At 64.8% G+C, this 16,976-nt stretch carries 14 protein-coding genes; 11 read left to right on the plus strand and 3 right to left on the minus strand.

Annotated elements, in window-relative coordinates; all coding sequences use genetic code 11:
• The first annotated feature begins 37 nt into the window (after positions 1–37).
• From GGR11_RS01555 to GGR11_RS01580, 6 genes are all read left to right on the plus strand, one after another.
• Entirely contained in the window at positions 38–343 is a 306-nt protein-coding gene (locus GGR11_RS01555) for a BolA family protein (RefSeq protein WP_183195099.1), read from the plus strand.
• 85 nt (positions 344–428) lie between these two features.
• Positions 429–2,249 (plus strand): response regulator, encoded by a 1,821-nt coding sequence (locus tag GGR11_RS01560; RefSeq protein ID WP_183195101.1) that lies wholly within the window; start codon positions 429–431, stop codon positions 2,247–2,249.
• A gap of 122 nt (positions 2,250–2,371) precedes the next feature.
• Entirely contained in the window at positions 2,372–2,872 is a 501-nt protein-coding gene (locus GGR11_RS01565; RefSeq protein ID WP_183195102.1) for an RcnB family protein, read from the plus strand.
• Between the two features lie 97 nt (positions 2,873–2,969).
• Positions 2,970–4,658, plus strand: a complete 1,689-nt coding sequence (locus GGR11_RS01570; RefSeq protein WP_221205068.1) for a cisplatin damage response ATP-dependent DNA ligase — start codon at positions 2,970–2,972, stop codon at positions 4,656–4,658.
• Positions 4,659–4,980: 322 nt separating this feature from the next.
• Positions 4,981–5,325, plus strand: coding sequence for a hypothetical protein (locus tag GGR11_RS01575; protein ID WP_246331479.1), 345 nt, complete (start codon positions 4,981–4,983; stop codon positions 5,323–5,325).
• A gap of 49 nt (positions 5,326–5,374) precedes the next feature.
• Positions 5,375–6,022: a general stress protein gene (locus GGR11_RS01580; protein ID WP_183195108.1), complete on the plus strand. Its 648-nt coding sequence runs from the start codon at positions 5,375–5,377 to the stop codon at positions 6,020–6,022.
• A gap of 289 nt (positions 6,023–6,311) precedes the next feature.
• Here GGR11_RS01580 and GGR11_RS01585 read toward each other — a convergent pair whose 3' ends face one another.
• Entirely contained in the window at positions 6,312–7,613 is a 1,302-nt protein-coding gene (locus GGR11_RS01585; RefSeq protein ID WP_221205069.1) for an ROK family protein, read from the minus strand.
• Entirely contained in the window at positions 7,537–8,409 is an 873-nt protein-coding gene (locus tag GGR11_RS01590) for a DUF6528 family protein (protein ID WP_183195110.1), read from the minus strand. The genes GGR11_RS01585 and GGR11_RS01590 overlap by 77 nt, the downstream gene beginning before the upstream one ends.
• A gap of 103 nt (positions 8,410–8,512) precedes the next feature.
• On the opposite strand from GGR11_RS01590, the gene GGR11_RS01595 reads away from it, so the two are divergent.
• Positions 8,513–11,152 (plus strand): TonB-dependent receptor, encoded by a 2,640-nt coding sequence (locus tag GGR11_RS01595; RefSeq protein WP_183195112.1) that lies wholly within the window; start codon positions 8,513–8,515, stop codon positions 11,150–11,152.
• A gap of 362 nt (positions 11,153–11,514) precedes the next feature.
• Entirely contained in the window at positions 11,515–12,216 is a 702-nt protein-coding gene (locus GGR11_RS01600) for a LamG domain-containing protein (RefSeq protein ID WP_183195114.1), read from the plus strand.
• A 174-nt stretch (positions 12,217–12,390) separates the two neighbouring features.
• Here the strand turns inward: GGR11_RS01600 and GGR11_RS01605 are convergent, their stop codons facing one another.
• Entirely contained in the window at positions 12,391–13,872 is a 1,482-nt protein-coding gene (locus GGR11_RS01605) for a serine hydrolase domain-containing protein (protein WP_183195115.1), read from the minus strand.
• Positions 13,873–13,995: 123 nt separating this feature from the next.
• Between GGR11_RS01605 and GGR11_RS01610 the strand changes: the two genes are divergently transcribed.
• From GGR11_RS01610 to GGR11_RS01620, 3 genes are all read left to right on the plus strand, one after another.
• The gene (locus GGR11_RS01610; RefSeq protein WP_183195116.1) at positions 13,996–14,514 is read left to right on the plus strand and encodes a MarR family winged helix-turn-helix transcriptional regulator; all 519 of its coding nucleotides are present in this window, start codon (positions 13,996–13,998) and stop codon (positions 14,512–14,514) included.
• Positions 14,515–15,095: 581 nt separating this feature from the next.
• Positions 15,096–15,377 (plus strand): helix-turn-helix domain-containing protein, encoded by a 282-nt coding sequence (locus GGR11_RS16970; RefSeq protein ID WP_425485667.1) that lies wholly within the window; start codon positions 15,096–15,098, stop codon positions 15,375–15,377.
• A gap of 79 nt (positions 15,378–15,456) precedes the next feature.
• Positions 15,457–16,974 carry a serine hydrolase domain-containing protein gene (locus tag GGR11_RS01620; RefSeq protein WP_343051039.1) on the plus strand — a complete coding sequence of 506 codons (1,518 nt, stop codon included), beginning with the start codon at positions 15,457–15,459 and terminating at the stop codon, positions 16,972–16,974.
• The last annotated feature ends 2 nt before the right edge of the window (positions 16,975–16,976 follow it).

Genomic DNA, 16,976 nt, shown 5'->3' on the forward strand with positions numbered 1-16,976 from the left:
GTGTAGTGTGGAATTGGACCTCTTCAAGGAAACGATCATGTCAGACGGCCCCGTGGCGACGATTATCCGTGAAAAACTGAACGCCGCGCTTTCGCCGCAACGGCTGGAGATCGAAGACGACAGCGGACGGCACGCCGGCCACCACCACGAAGGCGGCATGGACGCAAAGCCTGGCGGCGAAAGCCACTTCAACCTGGTGGTCGTTTCTGCGGCGTTCGAAGGACAGTCGCGGCTGATGCGGCAGAGGACGGTCAACGGGGTGTTGAAACAGGAGCTGTCGGGCCCGATTCACGCCCTGTCGATCAGGGCGCTCACGCCCGGCGAAGATTCCCACAGCGTCTGATTGCGGAAAAAACCAGCGTTCACTCCGTCTTAGAACCTTCGTCCTAGCGTCACGCGACCAAACAGAACGTGGGGACGGCTGGAACATGGTGGAATCTGACGGCGTCGCGAAGGCCTTTGCAGGCGACCGGCGCGCGGGCGACCCTGCTCAGGCCCTGACGGCCATCCTGCAGACCCAATATCTGCGGTACCTGATCATCGCCAGTTGGGCCCTGGGCCTGCTGGGTACGGTGGCGTGGTGGCAGGCCATGATATGGTTCGTGGTCACTTTGGCGGCCGGTTCCATCCGCGGCGTCGTCGAGCACAAGCTCAGCCACCGCGTCGATGTCGGTTGGGGCATGGTTTTCCCCGCCGTGGCGACCATCACAACTGCCGCATGGGCCGCTGCGCCCCTGATGGCCTGGTTCTCGAATTCGGCGTTCGGTCAGACCCTGGCCGTCGCCCTGATCATTTCCGGCTATGTGCTGGTCTTCGCCCAGTTGCGCAATTCGCCGCGGCAGGCCGTCATCATCTCTTCGCCGTATGGCGCCGCCGCCTGTATTATCCTGTTCAGCCTGTGGGGGACTCCGCAGTTCTGGTCGATGTTGGCCGTCCTGCCGTTCACCATGGCCTGTCTGTTCGTCCTGGTCACCATGACCATGCTGCGCGAGCGTCGGATCGACGCCTTCCAGGCGCATCAGGCCCATCTGATCGAGGAGCTGGAGGCTGCACGCGACAAGGCGGACGCCGCCAACGACGCCAAGTCGAACTTCCTGGGCGTCATTTCGCACGAGCTTCGCACGCCGATGAACGGCGTCCTCGGGGCGGCGCAACTGCTCAGCGCGACGCGACTTGAAGCCACCCAGCGCGAATACCTGTCGATCATCCGAAATTCCGGCGACAATCTTCTGTCCCTGCTGAACGACATCCTCGACATGACCAAGATCGAGGCGGGAAAGATGACCTTCGAGGTCGTCGATATCGTCGTCGATGACCTGCAGCGCCGGATTTCCGGACCCTTCGAGGCCCAGGCCGAGGCCAAGGGCCTGACCTTCGTGTCCGAACTGGAAGGGGACATTCCGGCCGTTGTGCGTGGGGATCCGCTGCGGGTCTGCCAGGTCGTGCAGAACCTGCTCTCGAACGCGGTAAAGTTCACCGACGTCGGCGAAATCCGCTATGTCGTGCGCGGTCGACGTATTTCCGACCGCAGGGTCGGGTTCGAGTTCTGCGTCACCGACAGCGGAGCCGGCATTTCTCCGACCGATCTCGAGCGGCTGTTTCAGCCCTTCACCCAGGTGGACGCCTCTTCGACGCGCCGGTTCGGCGGCACGGGCCTGGGGCTGACCATCGCCCGACGCATGGCCAACATCATGGGCGGCGACATCAGCGTCGATTCCTCCGTGGGCCACGGGTCGAGCTTCACCCTGACCGTCGAAGCCGAGGTGGTGGAATGGAGCCGCCGTGTCTCGATCGAACGGGTCGAGACCGAGATAGAGTGCGGTGAAAGCCTGCGGGTGCTGGTGGTCGAAGATCATCCGGTGAACCGCATGATTCTGGAGGCCTGGATGAGCACGGCCTCGCATGTCACCGCCACAGCCGAGAACGGGCAACTGTCCCTGGAGGCGGCGAGCGAGCAGCAGTTCGACCTGATCATCATGGACGTCAACATGCCGGTGATGGACGGCCTGACCGCCACCCGCAGGATTCGGGAAGGCCGGGGGCTCAACGCCGAGACGCCCATCGTCGTGCTGTCCGCCTCCGCGCGCAGTGAAGATCATCAGGCCGGTCTGGACGCGGGCGCGGACGCCTATCTGACCAAACCCATCGATTTCGGCGCCCTGGCCGAGATGATGAGCCGTGTTCCGGGCGGACGCGAGGCCGTGGGCCGCGCCATGCCGCCTGCGTCGGAACAGTCGGTCGCCGCCTGATTGAGGCTGAAAGGCGGTCCTGGTCTGAACGGCAGGTGTCTTCGCCGGTTCAGACCCGCCTCAGCCGCCGGTCTCCATAGTGCGGGCAAGTCGAATGGTTCGACCGCAGATGGAGACATCCCATGAAGAAGATTCTCACCGCCACGATGGCCGCGGTCCTGGCCGCCACCGCCGTGGGCGCCGCCGGAGCCGCCTCGGCCCAGTCTCGTGACGACCGCCGCTACGAACAGCGCCAGGACAACCGTCATGATGGTCGTGACGAAAGACGCGATGACCGCCACGACCGCCGGGATGACCGCCGCGACTTCCGTCGGGACCAGCGTCAGGATCGCCAGGAGTATCGCCAGGATCAACGGCAGTACGGCCGCTGGCAGCAGGCCCAGCGTCGCTATCATGCGCCGCGCTATGTCGCCCCGCGCGGCTATTCGGTTCGCACCTGGAGCTATGGCCAGCGGATGCCGTCCTATTACCGCAGCAACGCCTATGTGGTGAACGACTACGGCCGCTACGGCCTGCGCGCGCCGCCGCGCGGCTATCAGTATGTCCGTAGCGGCAATGATGTGGTGCTGGCGGCGGTCGCGGGCGGTCTGATCACCGCCGTCATCGCCGGACTGTTCAACTGATCATCGCGTGATCCGATCTGCGCCCCGGAGGGAAACCTCCGGGGCGTTTTTCGTTCTGGGCTGACGGCGACGTCTCGAGCGCCCAATATGGATGCCCATGCGCGCCTTCGCCGAACTTCTGGACCGCCTGTCGCTGACCGCCTCGCGGAACGCCAAGCTGGTGCTGGTGCGGGACTATCTGAAGACGACGCCCGATCCGGATCGGGGCTGGGCCCTGGCGGCCCTGACCGGCGACCTGACCTTCGACGCGGCCAAGCCCGCCATGATCCGCAAGGCGGTCGAGGCGCGGGTGGACGGGGTGCTGTTCGGTTGGTCCTATGACTATGTCGGCGACCTGGCCGAGACGGTCGCCCTGATCTGGCCCGTGCCGTCCGATCGCCGGCCCAATCGCGAGCCCGAACTGGGCGAGGTGGTCGAGGCCTTGCGGACCGCGACCCGCGCAGAGGTCAAGGGCCTGCTGGAGGGCTGGCTGGACGCCCTGGAGCCCAAGGGACGCTGGGCCTTGCTGAAGCTGATGACCGGCGGGTTGCGGGTGGGTCTGTCGGGCCGGCTGGCCAAGACGGCGGCGGCGATGATGCGGCCCGAGGCGCGTATGACCCCGCCGTCGCCGGACGAAGCGGAGACGATCACGCCCCTGGAGCCGGTGGATGTCTCGGCCATCGAAGAGGTCTGGCATGCGGTCCCGCCGCCCTATGGCGACCTGTTCGCCTGGCTGGAGGGACGGGCCGAACGGCCCAGTCCGGACGCGCCGGGTCGGTTCCGGCCGGTGATGCTGGCCGTCGCCGTGGACGAAGCGGTCGATTTTCCCAAGATGAACCCGGCCGACTACGCCGCCGAATGGAAGTGGGACGGCATCCGGGTTCAGGCGGTGGTCGAGGGCGCGGTCCGCAAACTGTGGTCCCGGACCGGGGACGAGATTTCGGGCGCCTTTCCCGATGTGATGGAGGCCCTGGCGTTCGAGGGCGCGCTGGACGGCGAACTGGTGGTCTGGCGCGACGGCGCCATCGCCCCCTTCGGCGACCTGCAGCAACGGCTGAACCGCAAGACGGTGGACGCCAAGACCATGGCGGCCTTTCCGGCGGCGGTGGTCGCCTATGACCTGCTGGCGGACGGGGGGGCGGATCTGCGAAGCCTGTCGCTGCGTGAGCGGCGAGCGCGACTGGAGACCCTGGTCCAGGGCCATGGGGGCGGGCGGCTGCACCTGTCGCCCCTGGTCGAGTATGCGGACTGGGACAGCCTGGCCCGGCTGCGGGCCGATCCGCCGGTCGGGGCGGCGGCCGAGGGGCTGATGCTCAAGCGGTGGGACACCCCCTATGTGGCGGGCCGCCCCAAGGGGCCGTGGTTCAAGTGGAAGCGGGATCCTCACGTCATCGACGCCGTCCTGATGTACGCCCAGCGCGGGCACGGCAAACGGTCCAGCTTCTATTCCGACTATACCTTCGGAGTGTGGACGGAGGAGGGGGCGCTGACCCCCGTGGGCAAGGCCTATTTCGGCTTCACCGACGAAGAACTGAAACAGCTCGACAAGTTCGTGCGCGACCACACGGTGGACCGGTTCGGGCCGGTGCGGTCGGTGCGGGCCGAGCGGGATTTCGGCCTGGTGCTGGAGATCGCCTTCGAGGGACTTCAGCGTTCGACCCGGCACAAGTCGGGCGTGGCGATGCGGTTTCCGCGCGTCAACCGCATCCGCTGGGACAAGCCCGCACGCGAGGCGGACACCCTCGACGCCGTCATGGACTTGCTGGATGCGATAGAGACCGGAGGGGGACGCATCGCCAAGGTCTAGCGCCTTGCCCCGGGTGAAACCGCGACGCGGTCTTGACCGGGCCGGCGCAAGCTCCCGCCGAACGAGGCCTTCCAGTGTAAAGACTTCGTTCTGGAAATAGTTCGAGTGAGTCTGGCTTCAGTAGTTCTGAACCAGATGATTTCCTCATGTTTGCCAAACGATCAGCCAATCGCAAAGCGTTGCAGTAAAGTCTGTCGACGTTGTCGTAGTGCAGGCCTTCGTTACGGCTCTGTTACGCGAATGATGGCCCTTGTGGGTATTTATTTCGGAACGATTTGAGGCGACGTCCACTTCAAATCTGTATCTCGAAAGGACACGCATCATGATCAAGCCCATCTTCGCGCTCGTCGCCGCCGGCGCTCTGCTGGCCGCTTGCGGCGACAATGACGAGACGACCGGACCGGTCGAAGGTCCGGCGGTCTCGACGTCGGAGACGCCCCGTAATCCTGCGGTGGATACGGACGACACCACCCAGACTACCGCGCTCACGCCCGGCGCCAATTCCTTCACCGAAGGCCAGGCGCGAGAAGCGATCGAGAAGCAAGGCTACACGGGCGTCGGACCGCTGATGCAAAACGAGAACGGCGTCTGGTCCGCCACGGCCATGAAGGACGGCGCTCAAGCCACCGTCTCTGTCGACTACAAGGGCGTCGTCACCGCGCAATAGGCGCGCGCGTCTCCCCAGATTTTCAAACCATCAGATTCAGGAGCGCCCAATGGCGACCGTCACCCGTCTCTACGACAGCCACACCCAGGCCCTGCAGGCCGTGTCAGACCTGGAAGCCGCCGGCTTCAAGCCTGACGACATCAGCATCGTGTCCAACAACGCCGACAACTGGCACGCCGGTCATTCACATCCCCACAAGGATGGCGCGGGCCCGCTCGGCGACCGCAACGGCGACGGAGAGAATGATGTCGCCGACGGAGCCGGCACGGGCGCGGCGACCGGCGGCCTGGCCGGGGCAGGGGCCGGTCTCCTGGCCGGTCTGGGAATGTTGGCCATCCCCGGGCTTGGGCCGGTTGTGGCGGCAGGCTGGCTGGCCTCGACGGCGGTCGGCGCCGCCATAGGCGCGGCGGCCGGGGGCGCTACAGGCGGCCTGCTCGGCGCCCTGAAAGAGGCCGGCCATTCGGACGAAGACGCCAATGTCTACGCCGAAGGGGTCCGGCGCGGCGGAACCCTGGTCAGCGTCAAGTCAGACGGTGACGATGAAAGCCGGGTCGAGGCCATCCTGAACGGTCGCCAGGGCTTCGACGCCGTGTCGCGGGGCGAAGCCTATCGCGCCTCCGGTTGGAGCCGGTTCGACAGCGATGCTCAACCCTACAGCAGTGAAGACATCTCGCGAGAGCGGGCCCTCTACCGCTAGGGGATAGGCCGGATGCAACGCCCGCCAGCCAGTACGCTGGCGGGCGAATACGGCTGAGGGAGAGGTGCGAGTTGCTGGCCCTCAACGCAGCGACGCCCGTAGACCGCCGTCGCCGGCCAGCCGTCTGACCTGCCTAGGGCGATGGCCCCATCCCCTGCAATGCGATCTGGATTGTCTTCCTTAAACCTGGATTGCGAGGTTGTGATTATCGGTTATAGCCCGGCGCCGACGCCCTCACGTCTGGAGGCGTTCAGTGATTTTCCCGAACGGCCGCTGGCAAGACCCGCCATTACCCTCCGAAGGACACCTGGGGCGCGAGCGAGAAAAAAGCGGCTCTCAGCGGAAGCGCGGCGGCTCCCGCTGCAGAGGCGTCACCAAGGATCGGTGACGCGACGACCTGCGGGATCGGGCGGCGATGGCCCCGGCGTTCCGGGTTCGTGAAACGCAGCCGTTCGATCAGGCGCAGGGCTAATGGGGGAGGGAGCCGTCCGCCCAGCACGATCGCCCCCGGGTCCAGAACCCCCGAGATGGCGGAAAGCACTAGATTCAGAGGCGCTTCGGCTGCATCCAGCCACTGGTTTACGATGGGATGGTCGAGGGGGAAGTCGGCAAGAAGGGCGCCGAGCGAAGCCCACCGACCGCCGTCGGCCTGCATCATACGATACAGGGCGGTTAGGTTTGGCTGAAACCAGTCGGCGGGAATGACGGATGCGAACTCGCCCGCATTGCCGTTGTTTCCGCGCAGGGGTTCGCCTCCCACAACGACGCCGCCGCCGAACCCGGCCGAAAAATACAGATAGGCGAAGCTGTCCACCTCGCGGCCTACGCCGAACATGGCTTCACCGATGGACGCCGCCGTGCCGTCGTTCTCGATCCACACTGGGCGGCCGAACGCGTCTGATAAAATCCTGTCTAAGGGTTCAAGCGCCCAGGCGTCCAGCGCGGAGGGAGGATTGAGCCGCGCTCCGTCGCCGATGAAATAACCGGTTACGGCGGCGCCGACGCCGATCCTTTGATCGGAGGATACGCCGGCTTCGGCCTCCAGGGCCTCCACGAGGGTCAGCATCTCGGCGGTCGCAGCCGGAAGGGCGACATCGCGAATCGGAATTTGGCGACGGGCCAGGATCGAACCGCTCAGATCCATTACGGCTGCTGCGATGGCGTCGGTCATGACCGAGACGCCGATCGCGTGAAGGGCCTTGGAATTAAGGCTGACAGGCGACCCTGGCTTGCCGCGACCCGTCACGACCGGTGCGCCCTCCGTCAGCAGGCCGCGTTTCAGCAGGGGCTCGACAAGTCGCGCGATCGATTGCTCCGTCAATTCGGCGGACCGCGCCATTTGCGCGCGGGTCATGGCCCCGTCCCGGCGCAGCAAGGACAGGAGCCGACGTTCGTTCGCCGTGGCTGTGCGTACGCCGTCTTCCCTGAGGAATTGCGGCGCGATTGATCCGTAACCGACTCCCACCATCAGCGGGTCATAGCGGAAAATGGCGCTTGTGATACCGTCCTCGCGCTCAGCGTTCGGCGGGTATCCACCGCACCTTATACAAATGCATGTCGTCGGTCGGGACGCGGACGACGCGACGGTCATGCAAGACCGAGAAGCCGAAGGCCCACCAACGCTCTTCAGCCTTGACCCAGGCCACGTGGCCGTCGGCGTCGATATCGACCGACTTGACCTGCAGGGCCGGATTCAGCGGATGCAGCGCCATGAAGGTGTCTGCGTCCGGATTGAAGCGCCAGACCCCGTCATGTGTGGTGACCAGATAACCCGACCCGTCACCGGCCTTCGACAGATCATGTCCGTCGCGGGCGCCGGGCAAGGTCCAGTTCGCCGTCTCCTCGAGCCGGGGCGCGGCGCGGCCCCAATCGACGAGGGCGAAGGCCTGTATGGTGTCGTGCGACAGGGCGAAGAGACGTTCACGCACCGGGTCCCAGACTGCACCATGGCCGGATGGCAGGGGCAGACTGAGGATCGGCCTCTGGCCGTCGGCGAGATCGTAGACGTTCAGTCGATCGCCCCGGTCGTGGATCGAGAGGGCCACGGCGATGCGATCGCCGGGCAGGAGGGCCGCCGAATGCGCCATGGGGGCATCGGCGTGAAACAGCACATCGCCGGTCTCGCTGTTCAGAAGCACGACGCCGCCCGTTGAAGAGGTGATCAGCACACGACCGCCCGCGACCGGCTTGCATTCGTCGATCTTTTCCAGAAGCCCGGCGCGAAACGCGCGGGGCAGGTTTTCGGCTTCCGAGGCGTCCCAGCGCCAGGTCTCTCGCGGACCTTCAGCGGCGAGTTCATAGCGTCGGACTTGGTCGTCCCCGCAGGCCAGAACGGCCGGTGATGCGGACATCGACGCTGTGAAGGCAAGAATGGCGGAAAGGATCATGAGGGCTCCTTGAAAGAACGATCTTCTTGTATCGGCGGATCATGTCATAAATATCTCACTATGAGTGGGTAAATAACGGCCATCCCCTTCAAGGAGGCACCCCATGACCGTTCGCCACATCTCGCTTCGTCAATTCTGGCTGGCGTCGACTTTTCTTTTTGCAACGCCGGCTGTCGCCCAGACGGTCTCGACAGACCCCGTCGCTCACCTGGATGAGGTTGTCGTCACCGGGGCTCGCCTGCAGGCCCGCACCGAGATCGCGACCAAGCGCAACGCCACGATCATCCTGGATTCCATCAGCGCCGACGAAATCGGCAGCCTGCCGGATTTCGGTCTGGGCGAGGCGCTCGAACGTGTGCCCGGCGTCTCCACGGTTCAGAACAATGACCGCGGCGAGGCGCAGTTTCTGTCCATCCGCGGCCTGAACGCCGACTACAATCTGGTCGAGGTCGATGGCGTCGCCCTTCCGGCCAACGAACTGGGTCGTCGCAACGTCTCGCTAGATGTCATCCCGTCGTCGCTGGCGCGCCGGGTCGATGTGGCCAAGTCGGTGACGCCGGAGATGAACGGCAACGCCATCGGCGGCGTCGCCAATCTCGTGACCCGCAGCGCCTTTGATGGTAGGGGCGGACTGTTCATCGGCGGCCGTTTCGACATCGGCGCCTGGGATAATGAGCGTCACTTCAGCCAGGGCGGAGCGTCCGGCCAAGGCGAGGCCGTGATCTCGAACACTTTCGGCCCAGGTGATCGGTTCGGCTTCGTCGTTTCCGCCAGCCGCTATGTCCGCGACTCCTCGTCGCTGAACTCGGCAGTCGATAATTACAGCTTCTTCGATCCGGTCACCCACGCGCGACTGGCCGTGACCGCTCCAGGTCTCGATACGGCCGACGTGGCGCCGCAGCGCCGTCGCTGGCTGGCCTATGACAACGTCCGCACCCGCGAGGGCGTGTTCGGGAAGCTGGAGTACCGCCACGGCAGTCTGGAAGCCCGCCTGACGGCGGCGGACTTCAACCATACGAACGATGAGGACCGCCAGAGCAACATCCTCATCGCCAACGGCAATCCTGCGCCGGCGAGCATTTCCGCGACCGGAGGAACCGTGACCTCGGCCAATGCCCAGGTCGATCTGGTCCAGTATGATCAGGAACGCGGCATCCGATACGTCGACTTCCGCGTGCGCTGGACGCCGGGCCAGCGTCAGTTCGTCGATTTCGGTTTGAACGACGCCGTGGCGACCTATCGCCAGGATGCGCGTCTGGCGACCTATCGCATCGCCAACACGACGAACCTCGCCTTCTCCTACGAGATCGAGCGGGGCGATTTCCCTTATCTCAACGTCGCCAATCCGGCGTTCGCCTTCGATCCGGCCAACTACAGGCAGTTTGAATACGGCGCCACGCTCGACGATTCCCGTGAGGAGGCCAAAACCGGGCATCTCGACTGGGGCTTCAACGTCGATCGGAGCGATCGCGGCCTGGGCCTGCAGGTCGGGGCCTATGCCCGCCGGCTTGAGCGTCGCTACGACCGGGCCGTCGACAACTACCGCCCGCTGAGCTCCAGCGACTACCGCCTGTCCACGGTCGGAAGCCTGTCCGGCTATTCGCCCTTCAATGCCCGGGGCACGCAGATTCTGATCGTCGATCCCGGCTTGGCCCAGGCCTTCTTCGAAGCCAACCGCGCAGGCTTTTCCGCCACCTCGACCAACGCGGCCGGCAGCATCTCGGCCGACTACGACATCAATGAAGACATCGACGCGGTCTACGCTATGGCGCGGTTCGCAACCGATCGCCTGACCCTAGTCGGTGGCTTGCGCTATGAGCGCACGAAGCTTCAGACCGGGTCTGCAGCCCTGGTTTCCGGCGCCTACGTCTATGGCGTGCAGGAGACCGACTACGATGATTGGCTGCCGTCTTTCCAGGCCAACTATGATCTGACCGATAGGTTGAAGGTCCGCGCCGCCTGGAGCCGGACGATAGGCCGGGCCAACTACGACGATCTCGCCTCGCGCGAAGTTCGGACTATCGATAGCGACGGCGACTACACGATCCGGGGCGGCAATCCCTTCTTGGAGCCGCGCCGGTCGGACAACGCCGATCTGAGCTTGGAGTACTACGCCGGTCGCGACGCCATGGCCTCCATCGGCGTCTTCCAAAAGGAGATTTCCGACGAGATCATCACGCTGCGCACCACAGCCGATGAAATGATCGACGGCGCCCTGGAGTCCGTCACCCGCATACGCCCGACCAACGCCGGCGACTTCAAGGTTCAAGGGATCGAGTTCAATCTGGTGATCTCACGCATGGACTTCCTGCCGGCGCCGCTCCACGGGCTGGGGGTGTCCGCCAATCTGACACTGCTGGACGGAACGCCGCCCAGCATCACAATGAACGATTTCACCGAGCGTCGGCTGCCGGGCCTGTTCGAGAGTTCGGACCGGGTGGGTAACGTCAAGGTCTTCTACACCGCAGGTCCGCTGACGTTGCAGGGCGCCTGGAACCATGTTGGCGACACGCTCTATTCGGTCTCCAACAGCGATCCACTGCAGGACCGGATCGTCGAAGCCAATGACCGGTTCGACGCCCAGGCTCGTTACCGCCTGAACCGCAACTTGACGGTGGTCGCTCAGGCGAAGAACCTGACCAACGAGCGCCGTCGCCGGATGTTCGGTCCGGACTTCGGCCTGCTGCGCGAAGAACTCGACAACGGCCGCGCCTTCTATGTCGGCGCACTATTCCGCTATTGATGCCGGGAAACGAGCGAGCTGAACCCCCCGCCTTAGGGTATCGTGACGTGGCGTCGGCCGCCGTGGCCGTATCAAAGTGCAGATCGACCACCGAGTTCGAGGAGCGCCCATCTGAGCCGCGATGAATGTCGAGTTCAAGACGGCACGCCGGTGTCTGCAGATTGCGCGTTGCTGTCTTATAGGGAAGGCGAGACCGTTCAACGCATCTTGAAGTTTGATGCTCGAGCGACGGTCCCGTCTCGACTACGTCAAGGGCTTGTTGCCGACAGGACCACATGTCTCTGGCACGGCGACGCCCCTGCAGCCTAGCCTTGATCTGGCCGTGGTGCGGTGAACAGATATCGGTCTTTTAGGGAGACAGGATGCCCGATAAGACCCAAACCCGCAGGGCTATGATCGGCTGCGGTGTTCTGACAGTAGCCGCAGCGGGCGCCCTGGCGACGCGCGCTGCGCCCCGCCTCGTCGGTGGAACGGGACTGGAGGGCCGTGCAATCCGGGCCATCGGCGTCGAGACGGCGCGAGTGAACTATCAGGGCCGGCCCGCGCTGCGCGCCCTGGCCTTGGAGAACGTCGCAGCACTTGATCGGCTGGTGGTGCTGGACACGCCCGCCTTTGGCGACGGCGTTATTGAGGCCTGGATCAGCGGCGCCCCCAGCGCCACGGCCAGCGCCACGGCGCGAGGCTTTGTCGGGGTGGCTTTCCGGGTGCAGGACGAGGCTCGGCTCGAGGCCATCTATCTGCGCCCGACCAACGGGCGGGCTGACGATCAGTTCCGCCGAAACCATACCGTCCAATATATTTCCCACCCGGAGTACCCTTGGGAGCGGCTGCGTGCTGAAGCGCCGGCTCAGTATGAAACCTATGTCGATCTGGAGCCGGGTCGTTGGTTCCATGTACGGATCACAGTGGCGGGAACCAAAGCCCAGCTACACGTGGACGGCGTTGAACAGCCGACCCTGATCGTCGGCGACCTGAAACACGGCGCCGAAGCCAAGGGGGGCGTGGCGCTGTGGATCGGCCCTGGCACGCTGGCCCATTTCAGCGACGTGCAAGTGATGTCCTAGGACGTTTGAGCGCCGTCGCACACGGGGTCAGCGCGGGACCGGTCCTGCGCCGGTCCGGGAAGGCGCATGGGTCCAACCGGCCCGGGCCTCCAGCCCTGCGGGCGGACGTGATTCGGCTCTTAAAGATCAAGGGGCGCGGATCGCGTCCTAGGGGAGCGTCGTCGGCGCTTGCCGTCAGCGGCCGTCGCCGCTGCGGAGGCGCCTGACGCCGTCGATGGCGTAGTGGTTTTCCGGATCGATCCGCAGGGACATCTCGAAATGCGAGATCGCCGCAGTTTTGTCGCCTTCGGCCGCCGAAATATCGGCCAGGCCGTCATGGCTGTAGGCCGATTGCGGAAACTGCTCGAGTGCGAACTGGAACACCCGACGCGCCGCCTCCATCGAGGGCAGTCCAAGAAGTTCATAGCCGACCTCGACGAGCATCTCGTCGGTCGTGAAGATTTCAGCCGAGGGCTCAGCCGCCTTCATCTCCTGATATCGACGCAGGCCCGCCTCCACGCCGCCTGAGAGGATCGCATCCAAGATTAGCGTCTTCGGCTGGATCGTGGGAAGGGCGACGGGCTCGGCGAAATAGATCCCTGCCAGAGCGCGGGCCGTGCCGCCACCGCTGGCCTCGTCGCTGTTGCTCAACACGATGATCGTCAAGTCGTCGTCGGGGAAGCGCGCGACCATGTTGGAAAAGCCCGGCCCGCTGCCTGCGTGACCGATCATCCGACGATTGTGCCATGTCCTGATTTCCCAGCCGAAACCGTAGTTGTTTCGGGCCGCGTCGATCATCTGTTCAGAGGAGGCGCGGGAGATCAGTGAGTCTGCGTCCAGCGCGCGAGCCCAGATCAACAGATCGTCCACCGTACTGCTGAGCCCGGCCTCGCCGTACACGCCGGTCATCGATTGCGGCGTGGCCTCAATGAAGGTGGAGCCGAGGGAATAATAGCCCGTCGCCAGATGAGGGATCACGAGGCGGGAGGCGTTGAAGACCGTATGGTCCATTCCAAGCGGCGTCAGGATCCGGTTCCGCAAAACATCCGGCAGCGGCTTTCCGGAAACGCGTTCGATGATCGCGCCCAGCAGATTGTAGCCCGCGTTGCTGTATCGATAGCCTTCGCCCGGTGCGAACTCGAGCGGGAGGTCCCGCACAAGCGCCACCAGGCCGCCCGTGCCGTAGGTCCGGCTGTCCAGGGTTTCGTCCCAATCCGGCAGGCTGCTGTAGTTCGGTATGCCGGAGGTGTGGGTCAGCAGCTGCCGGATGGTGATGGAACGCCAGGCGAGGGGGCAATCGGCGAGATAGTCACAGGCAAGATCATCGACCTTCAGCTTGCCCTCCTCCTGCAGCATCATGATCAGGAGTGCGGTGAAGGGCTTGGTGACCGACGCCAACTGGTAAAGGGTGTCGTCCGCATTGGGGACGTCAAACGCTCTGTTCGCCAACCCATAGCTCTTGCGGAAGATCGGCACGCCATCCCGGGCGACCAGGACCGTGCCGCTGAAGGCCGCGTTCCGGACGGCGGCCTGCATATAGGCGTCGAACGCTGCGCTTTGGTCCACCACCGACCGCCCGGACGGCTGGATCGCTGCGGAGTGAGCCGGGCCGGCGCCTGGAGCCGCGAGCGCAGGCTGTCCGAGTGTGAATGCCGAGATGGCGAAGGTCGCCGTCAAAAGTTTTGTCACGGTCACGGCGGCGGCCTCCTTAAGCGAAATATCTTTGTATCAAAATATATTACGCAAAGATTCTTTCTGTCAAGGTTTGTGCCGGCCCGAGCCCTGGGTTAGTGTGATCGAATGACGACGACATCATCCCGTCCCGACGTGATCGATACGGTGCTCGCAGATTGGCGTAGCGCGCGCCCAGCGACCAAGGCAGGCGCACTGCACGTGGTAGGGCGCATTCTTTGGTTAGGACGGCGCTATGAAGAAGCCGTCGCCCAGCTGCTCTCGGAGCACCATCTCTCCTATTCCGACTACGACGTCCTCGCGACGCTACGCCGGGCTGGTGCGCCCTTCGAGTTGACCCCGACCGAACTGGCCAAACGCGTGCTTCTGAGTTCCGGCGGCCTCACGGCCTGCCTTCGACGCCTCGAGTCCTCGGACCTCGTTTCCCGTCACGGCGTGCCGGAAGACCGCCGACGCCTGATGGCGAAACTGACGCCTAAGGGGTTTGACCTGGTGGAGGCGTTCATCGATCAGCGATTCGCCCTGGCGGATAGCGCCTTGGTCGAGCTTGATCGTGATGAGAGGGATCAGACGGAAGCCCTGCTGCGTCGGCTTGTGGTTTCCGCTGGGGGGGAGGCCCTCCGCTAAGCGCAGGGCCGTGGGCCCCAAGGCTGATCGCTTCAGACGACGCTGCGGCTCGCCCCGTCGGAACCGTCGCCGATCGACGTTTATTCGCCGTTTCCTGCATCCGAACAGCATTGCCGGGGCCTCCTGACTGAGGAGGCCTGATGATCACAACTGTCGTTTCCGAAACCGGCCGCCATCGTCTGGTTCTGACCCACTATGCGCCGGAGGAGGAATGCCGGGCGCACCGGCATATGGAGTCTCAGATCTCCCTTCTGCTTGTGGGCGCCTATGAGGAGACCAGCTCCGATGGACGTCGAACGGTCGCCGGCGCGAGCCTGAGTTGCAAGCCGGAGGGCTTCGAGCATGAGAACCGGTTCGGCGAACACGGGGCCCTGATGCTGTCTTTGCATGGTAAGGAGCCAGCCGAGCCGGCGACATCCTACTTCGTGACGCAGTTGGAAAATCGGCGCGCTGGCGCGACGCTGCTCGAAGGGGCGGCTGGGGCAGGGCCGTGGGAATATAACTTGTATGGGGGCAGGGCGATGGGCTCGGAGGCGCCCCCCGCGATCAATCCTGGCTTACAGAAAGCCCGCCATCGGTTCATGGCCGAGCCGGATCTGTCCATCGCGGGGCTGGCCCGCTCCCTGGATTTGCACCCTGTCCATGTCGCGCGGCTCTTTCGAAGCGCCTTTGGGCGATCGCCGGCCCAGATGCGCCGCGAAGCGCGGGCGGCGCGCGCCATCGACCGCATCATCCGCTCCTCCGCCGCACTGGCCGATATCGCCGTTTCGGAAGGCTTCTCCGACCAGGCGCATATGACACGGGCGGTCGGCGAGGTCAGCGGCTGGAGTCCCGGCGCTTTGCGCCGGCTTCTGAAGACGTGAGGCGATGTTTCCTCCGTTCAAGACGACGGCGGGCGCCCTGATGCACATCGAAACGCTCGTTCATTCAAAGGCCGTTGTCGTGACATTTCTTCATTCCCTCGCCGCCGGCCTTGTGTCGGTCAGCCTGCTCATCGCCTCTACGGCCCAAGCCGATCCTTCGCGTGTCTCCGAAGCCGCCGACATCGACGCCTTCATTCACAAGGCGGTGACGGCCATCGATGCCGTGCCGGGGCTTGCGATTGCGGTCGTCGACGGCGATGGCGTCGTCCTGACCGCCGGCTACGGCGTCGCCAATGTCGAAACGGGGACGCCGGTCGACGCCGACACCGAATTCTACATCGCCTCCGCGACCAAATCCTTCACCGCCTTGGCCATTGCGGCCATGGCCAGACGAGGAGAGTTGGCCCTGGATGTCCCGCTCTCCGCGTGGATCGGGAAGACGGGTCTGTCGCCCAGCCTGGCCGAATCCGTCTCTCTCGCCGATCTGCTCAGCCACAGGTCCGGTCTCGACAACAATCCCATGGCTTTCCGCGCCGCCTATTCCGGCGATCATTCGCCCAAAGTCATGCTGGCCCTCGTCGCGGCGACCGTACAACGAGACGACACGCCGCACGGCGTTTTCCGGTACTCGAACGCCGGCTACAATCTGGCGACCACCTTGCTGGAAGCGCGCACGGGACGGGACTGGCGCGCTATGGTCCGAGACGAAGTGCTGGCGCCCGCCGGCATGGACCACACTACGGCCTGGATTTCGCAGGCGAGCGCCGATCATGTCCTTGCGGCGGGCCATTTCGGAGATGGCCTGACCCCGAGGGTCAGTCCTTTGCAGAAGGTCGACGCCACCATGCAGTCGGCGGGCGGCCTGGTCTCAACGGCTCACGACATGGCGCGCTGGCTCGAGCTGCAGCTCAACGACGGGGCGATCGACGGACGCCAGGTCTTCCCCGTTGGACTGATCGCTTCGACCCATCGCCCCCTGGTGACGCAAGACGCCGAATTCGGCGCCTATCACCGAAACGGCTACGCTCTCGGATGGCAGACGGGTCAGTACGGCCCCGATCGGCTCATCCATCATTTCGGAAACTTCTCCGGATCGCGCGCCCATGTGTCCTTCATGCCGGACCGGCGTCTCGGCGTGGTGGTCCTGGTCAACGAGGATCTGGTCGCCGGGGAACTCGCCGATGTCGTGGCGAACTATGTCTATGATCGTTTTGCGGAGCGGCCGGAGCTGGACGCTGTCTATGCCACGGAACTGGCGACCCTGGTCTCGCGTCGGGACCGCAGGCGCGCCGGGTTGGCGACGGCACGGGCGGAACGCGCCAAACGCCCGTCCTCGCTGTCCCGGCCCGTGAGCCGCTATGTCGGAACCTATGTGAGCCCGACCATGGGGACGCTGCACCTCGACGAGGCCGGCCAACAGCTGATCGGTCGCATCGGCGTGCTGTCCGCCGCAGCCGAACCCTACACCGATCCAGAGAGTGTCCGCATCGAACTGGTGCCTTTCCAGGGCGAAGTGCTGACGTTCGACGGACCGGACAGTTTGACGTTCGAAGGCGAGACCTTCTTGCGGACAGATGAGGTTCCTGTCGGACGATGAGG

Origin of the sequence: Brevundimonas mediterranea, from assembly GCF_014196125.1 — a bacterium.
In the GTDB taxonomy this organism is placed as follows: domain Bacteria; phylum Pseudomonadota; class Alphaproteobacteria; order Caulobacterales; family Caulobacteraceae; genus Brevundimonas; species Brevundimonas mediterranea.

What these genes read in the sequence shown, in the direction of transcription:
- GGR11_RS01555 (WP_183195099.1), top strand. Translation starts at nt 38, where the DNA reads ATGTCAGACGGCCCCGTGGCGACGATTATCCGTGAAAAACTGAACGCC.
- GGR11_RS01560 (WP_183195101.1), top strand. Translation starts at nt 429, where the DNA reads ATGGTGGAATCTGACGGCGTCGCGAAGGCCTTTGCAGGCGACCGGCGC.
- GGR11_RS01565 (WP_183195102.1), top strand. Translation starts at nt 2,372, where the DNA reads ATGAAGAAGATTCTCACCGCCACGATGGCCGCGGTCCTGGCCGCCACC.
- GGR11_RS01570 (WP_221205068.1), top strand. Translation starts at nt 2,970, where the DNA reads ATGCGCGCCTTCGCCGAACTTCTGGACCGCCTGTCGCTGACCGCCTCG.
- GGR11_RS01575 (WP_246331479.1), top strand. Translation starts at nt 4,981, where the DNA reads ATGATCAAGCCCATCTTCGCGCTCGTCGCCGCCGGCGCTCTGCTGGCC.
- GGR11_RS01580 (WP_183195108.1), top strand. Translation starts at nt 5,375, where the DNA reads ATGGCGACCGTCACCCGTCTCTACGACAGCCACACCCAGGCCCTGCAG.
- GGR11_RS01585 (WP_221205069.1), bottom strand. Translation starts at nt 7,613, where the DNA reads ATGACCGTCGCGTCGTCCGCGTCCCGACCGACGACATGCATTTGTATA.
- GGR11_RS01590 (WP_183195110.1), bottom strand. Translation starts at nt 8,409, where the DNA reads ATGATCCTTTCCGCCATTCTTGCCTTCACAGCGTCGATGTCCGCATCA.
- GGR11_RS01595 (WP_183195112.1), top strand. Translation starts at nt 8,513, where the DNA reads ATGACCGTTCGCCACATCTCGCTTCGTCAATTCTGGCTGGCGTCGACT.
- GGR11_RS01600 (WP_183195114.1), top strand. Translation starts at nt 11,515, where the DNA reads ATGCCCGATAAGACCCAAACCCGCAGGGCTATGATCGGCTGCGGTGTT.
- GGR11_RS01610 (WP_183195116.1), top strand. Translation starts at nt 13,996, where the DNA reads ATGACGACGACATCATCCCGTCCCGACGTGATCGATACGGTGCTCGCA.
- GGR11_RS16970 (WP_425485667.1), top strand. Translation starts at nt 15,096, where the DNA reads ATGGCCGAGCCGGATCTGTCCATCGCGGGGCTGGCCCGCTCCCTGGAT.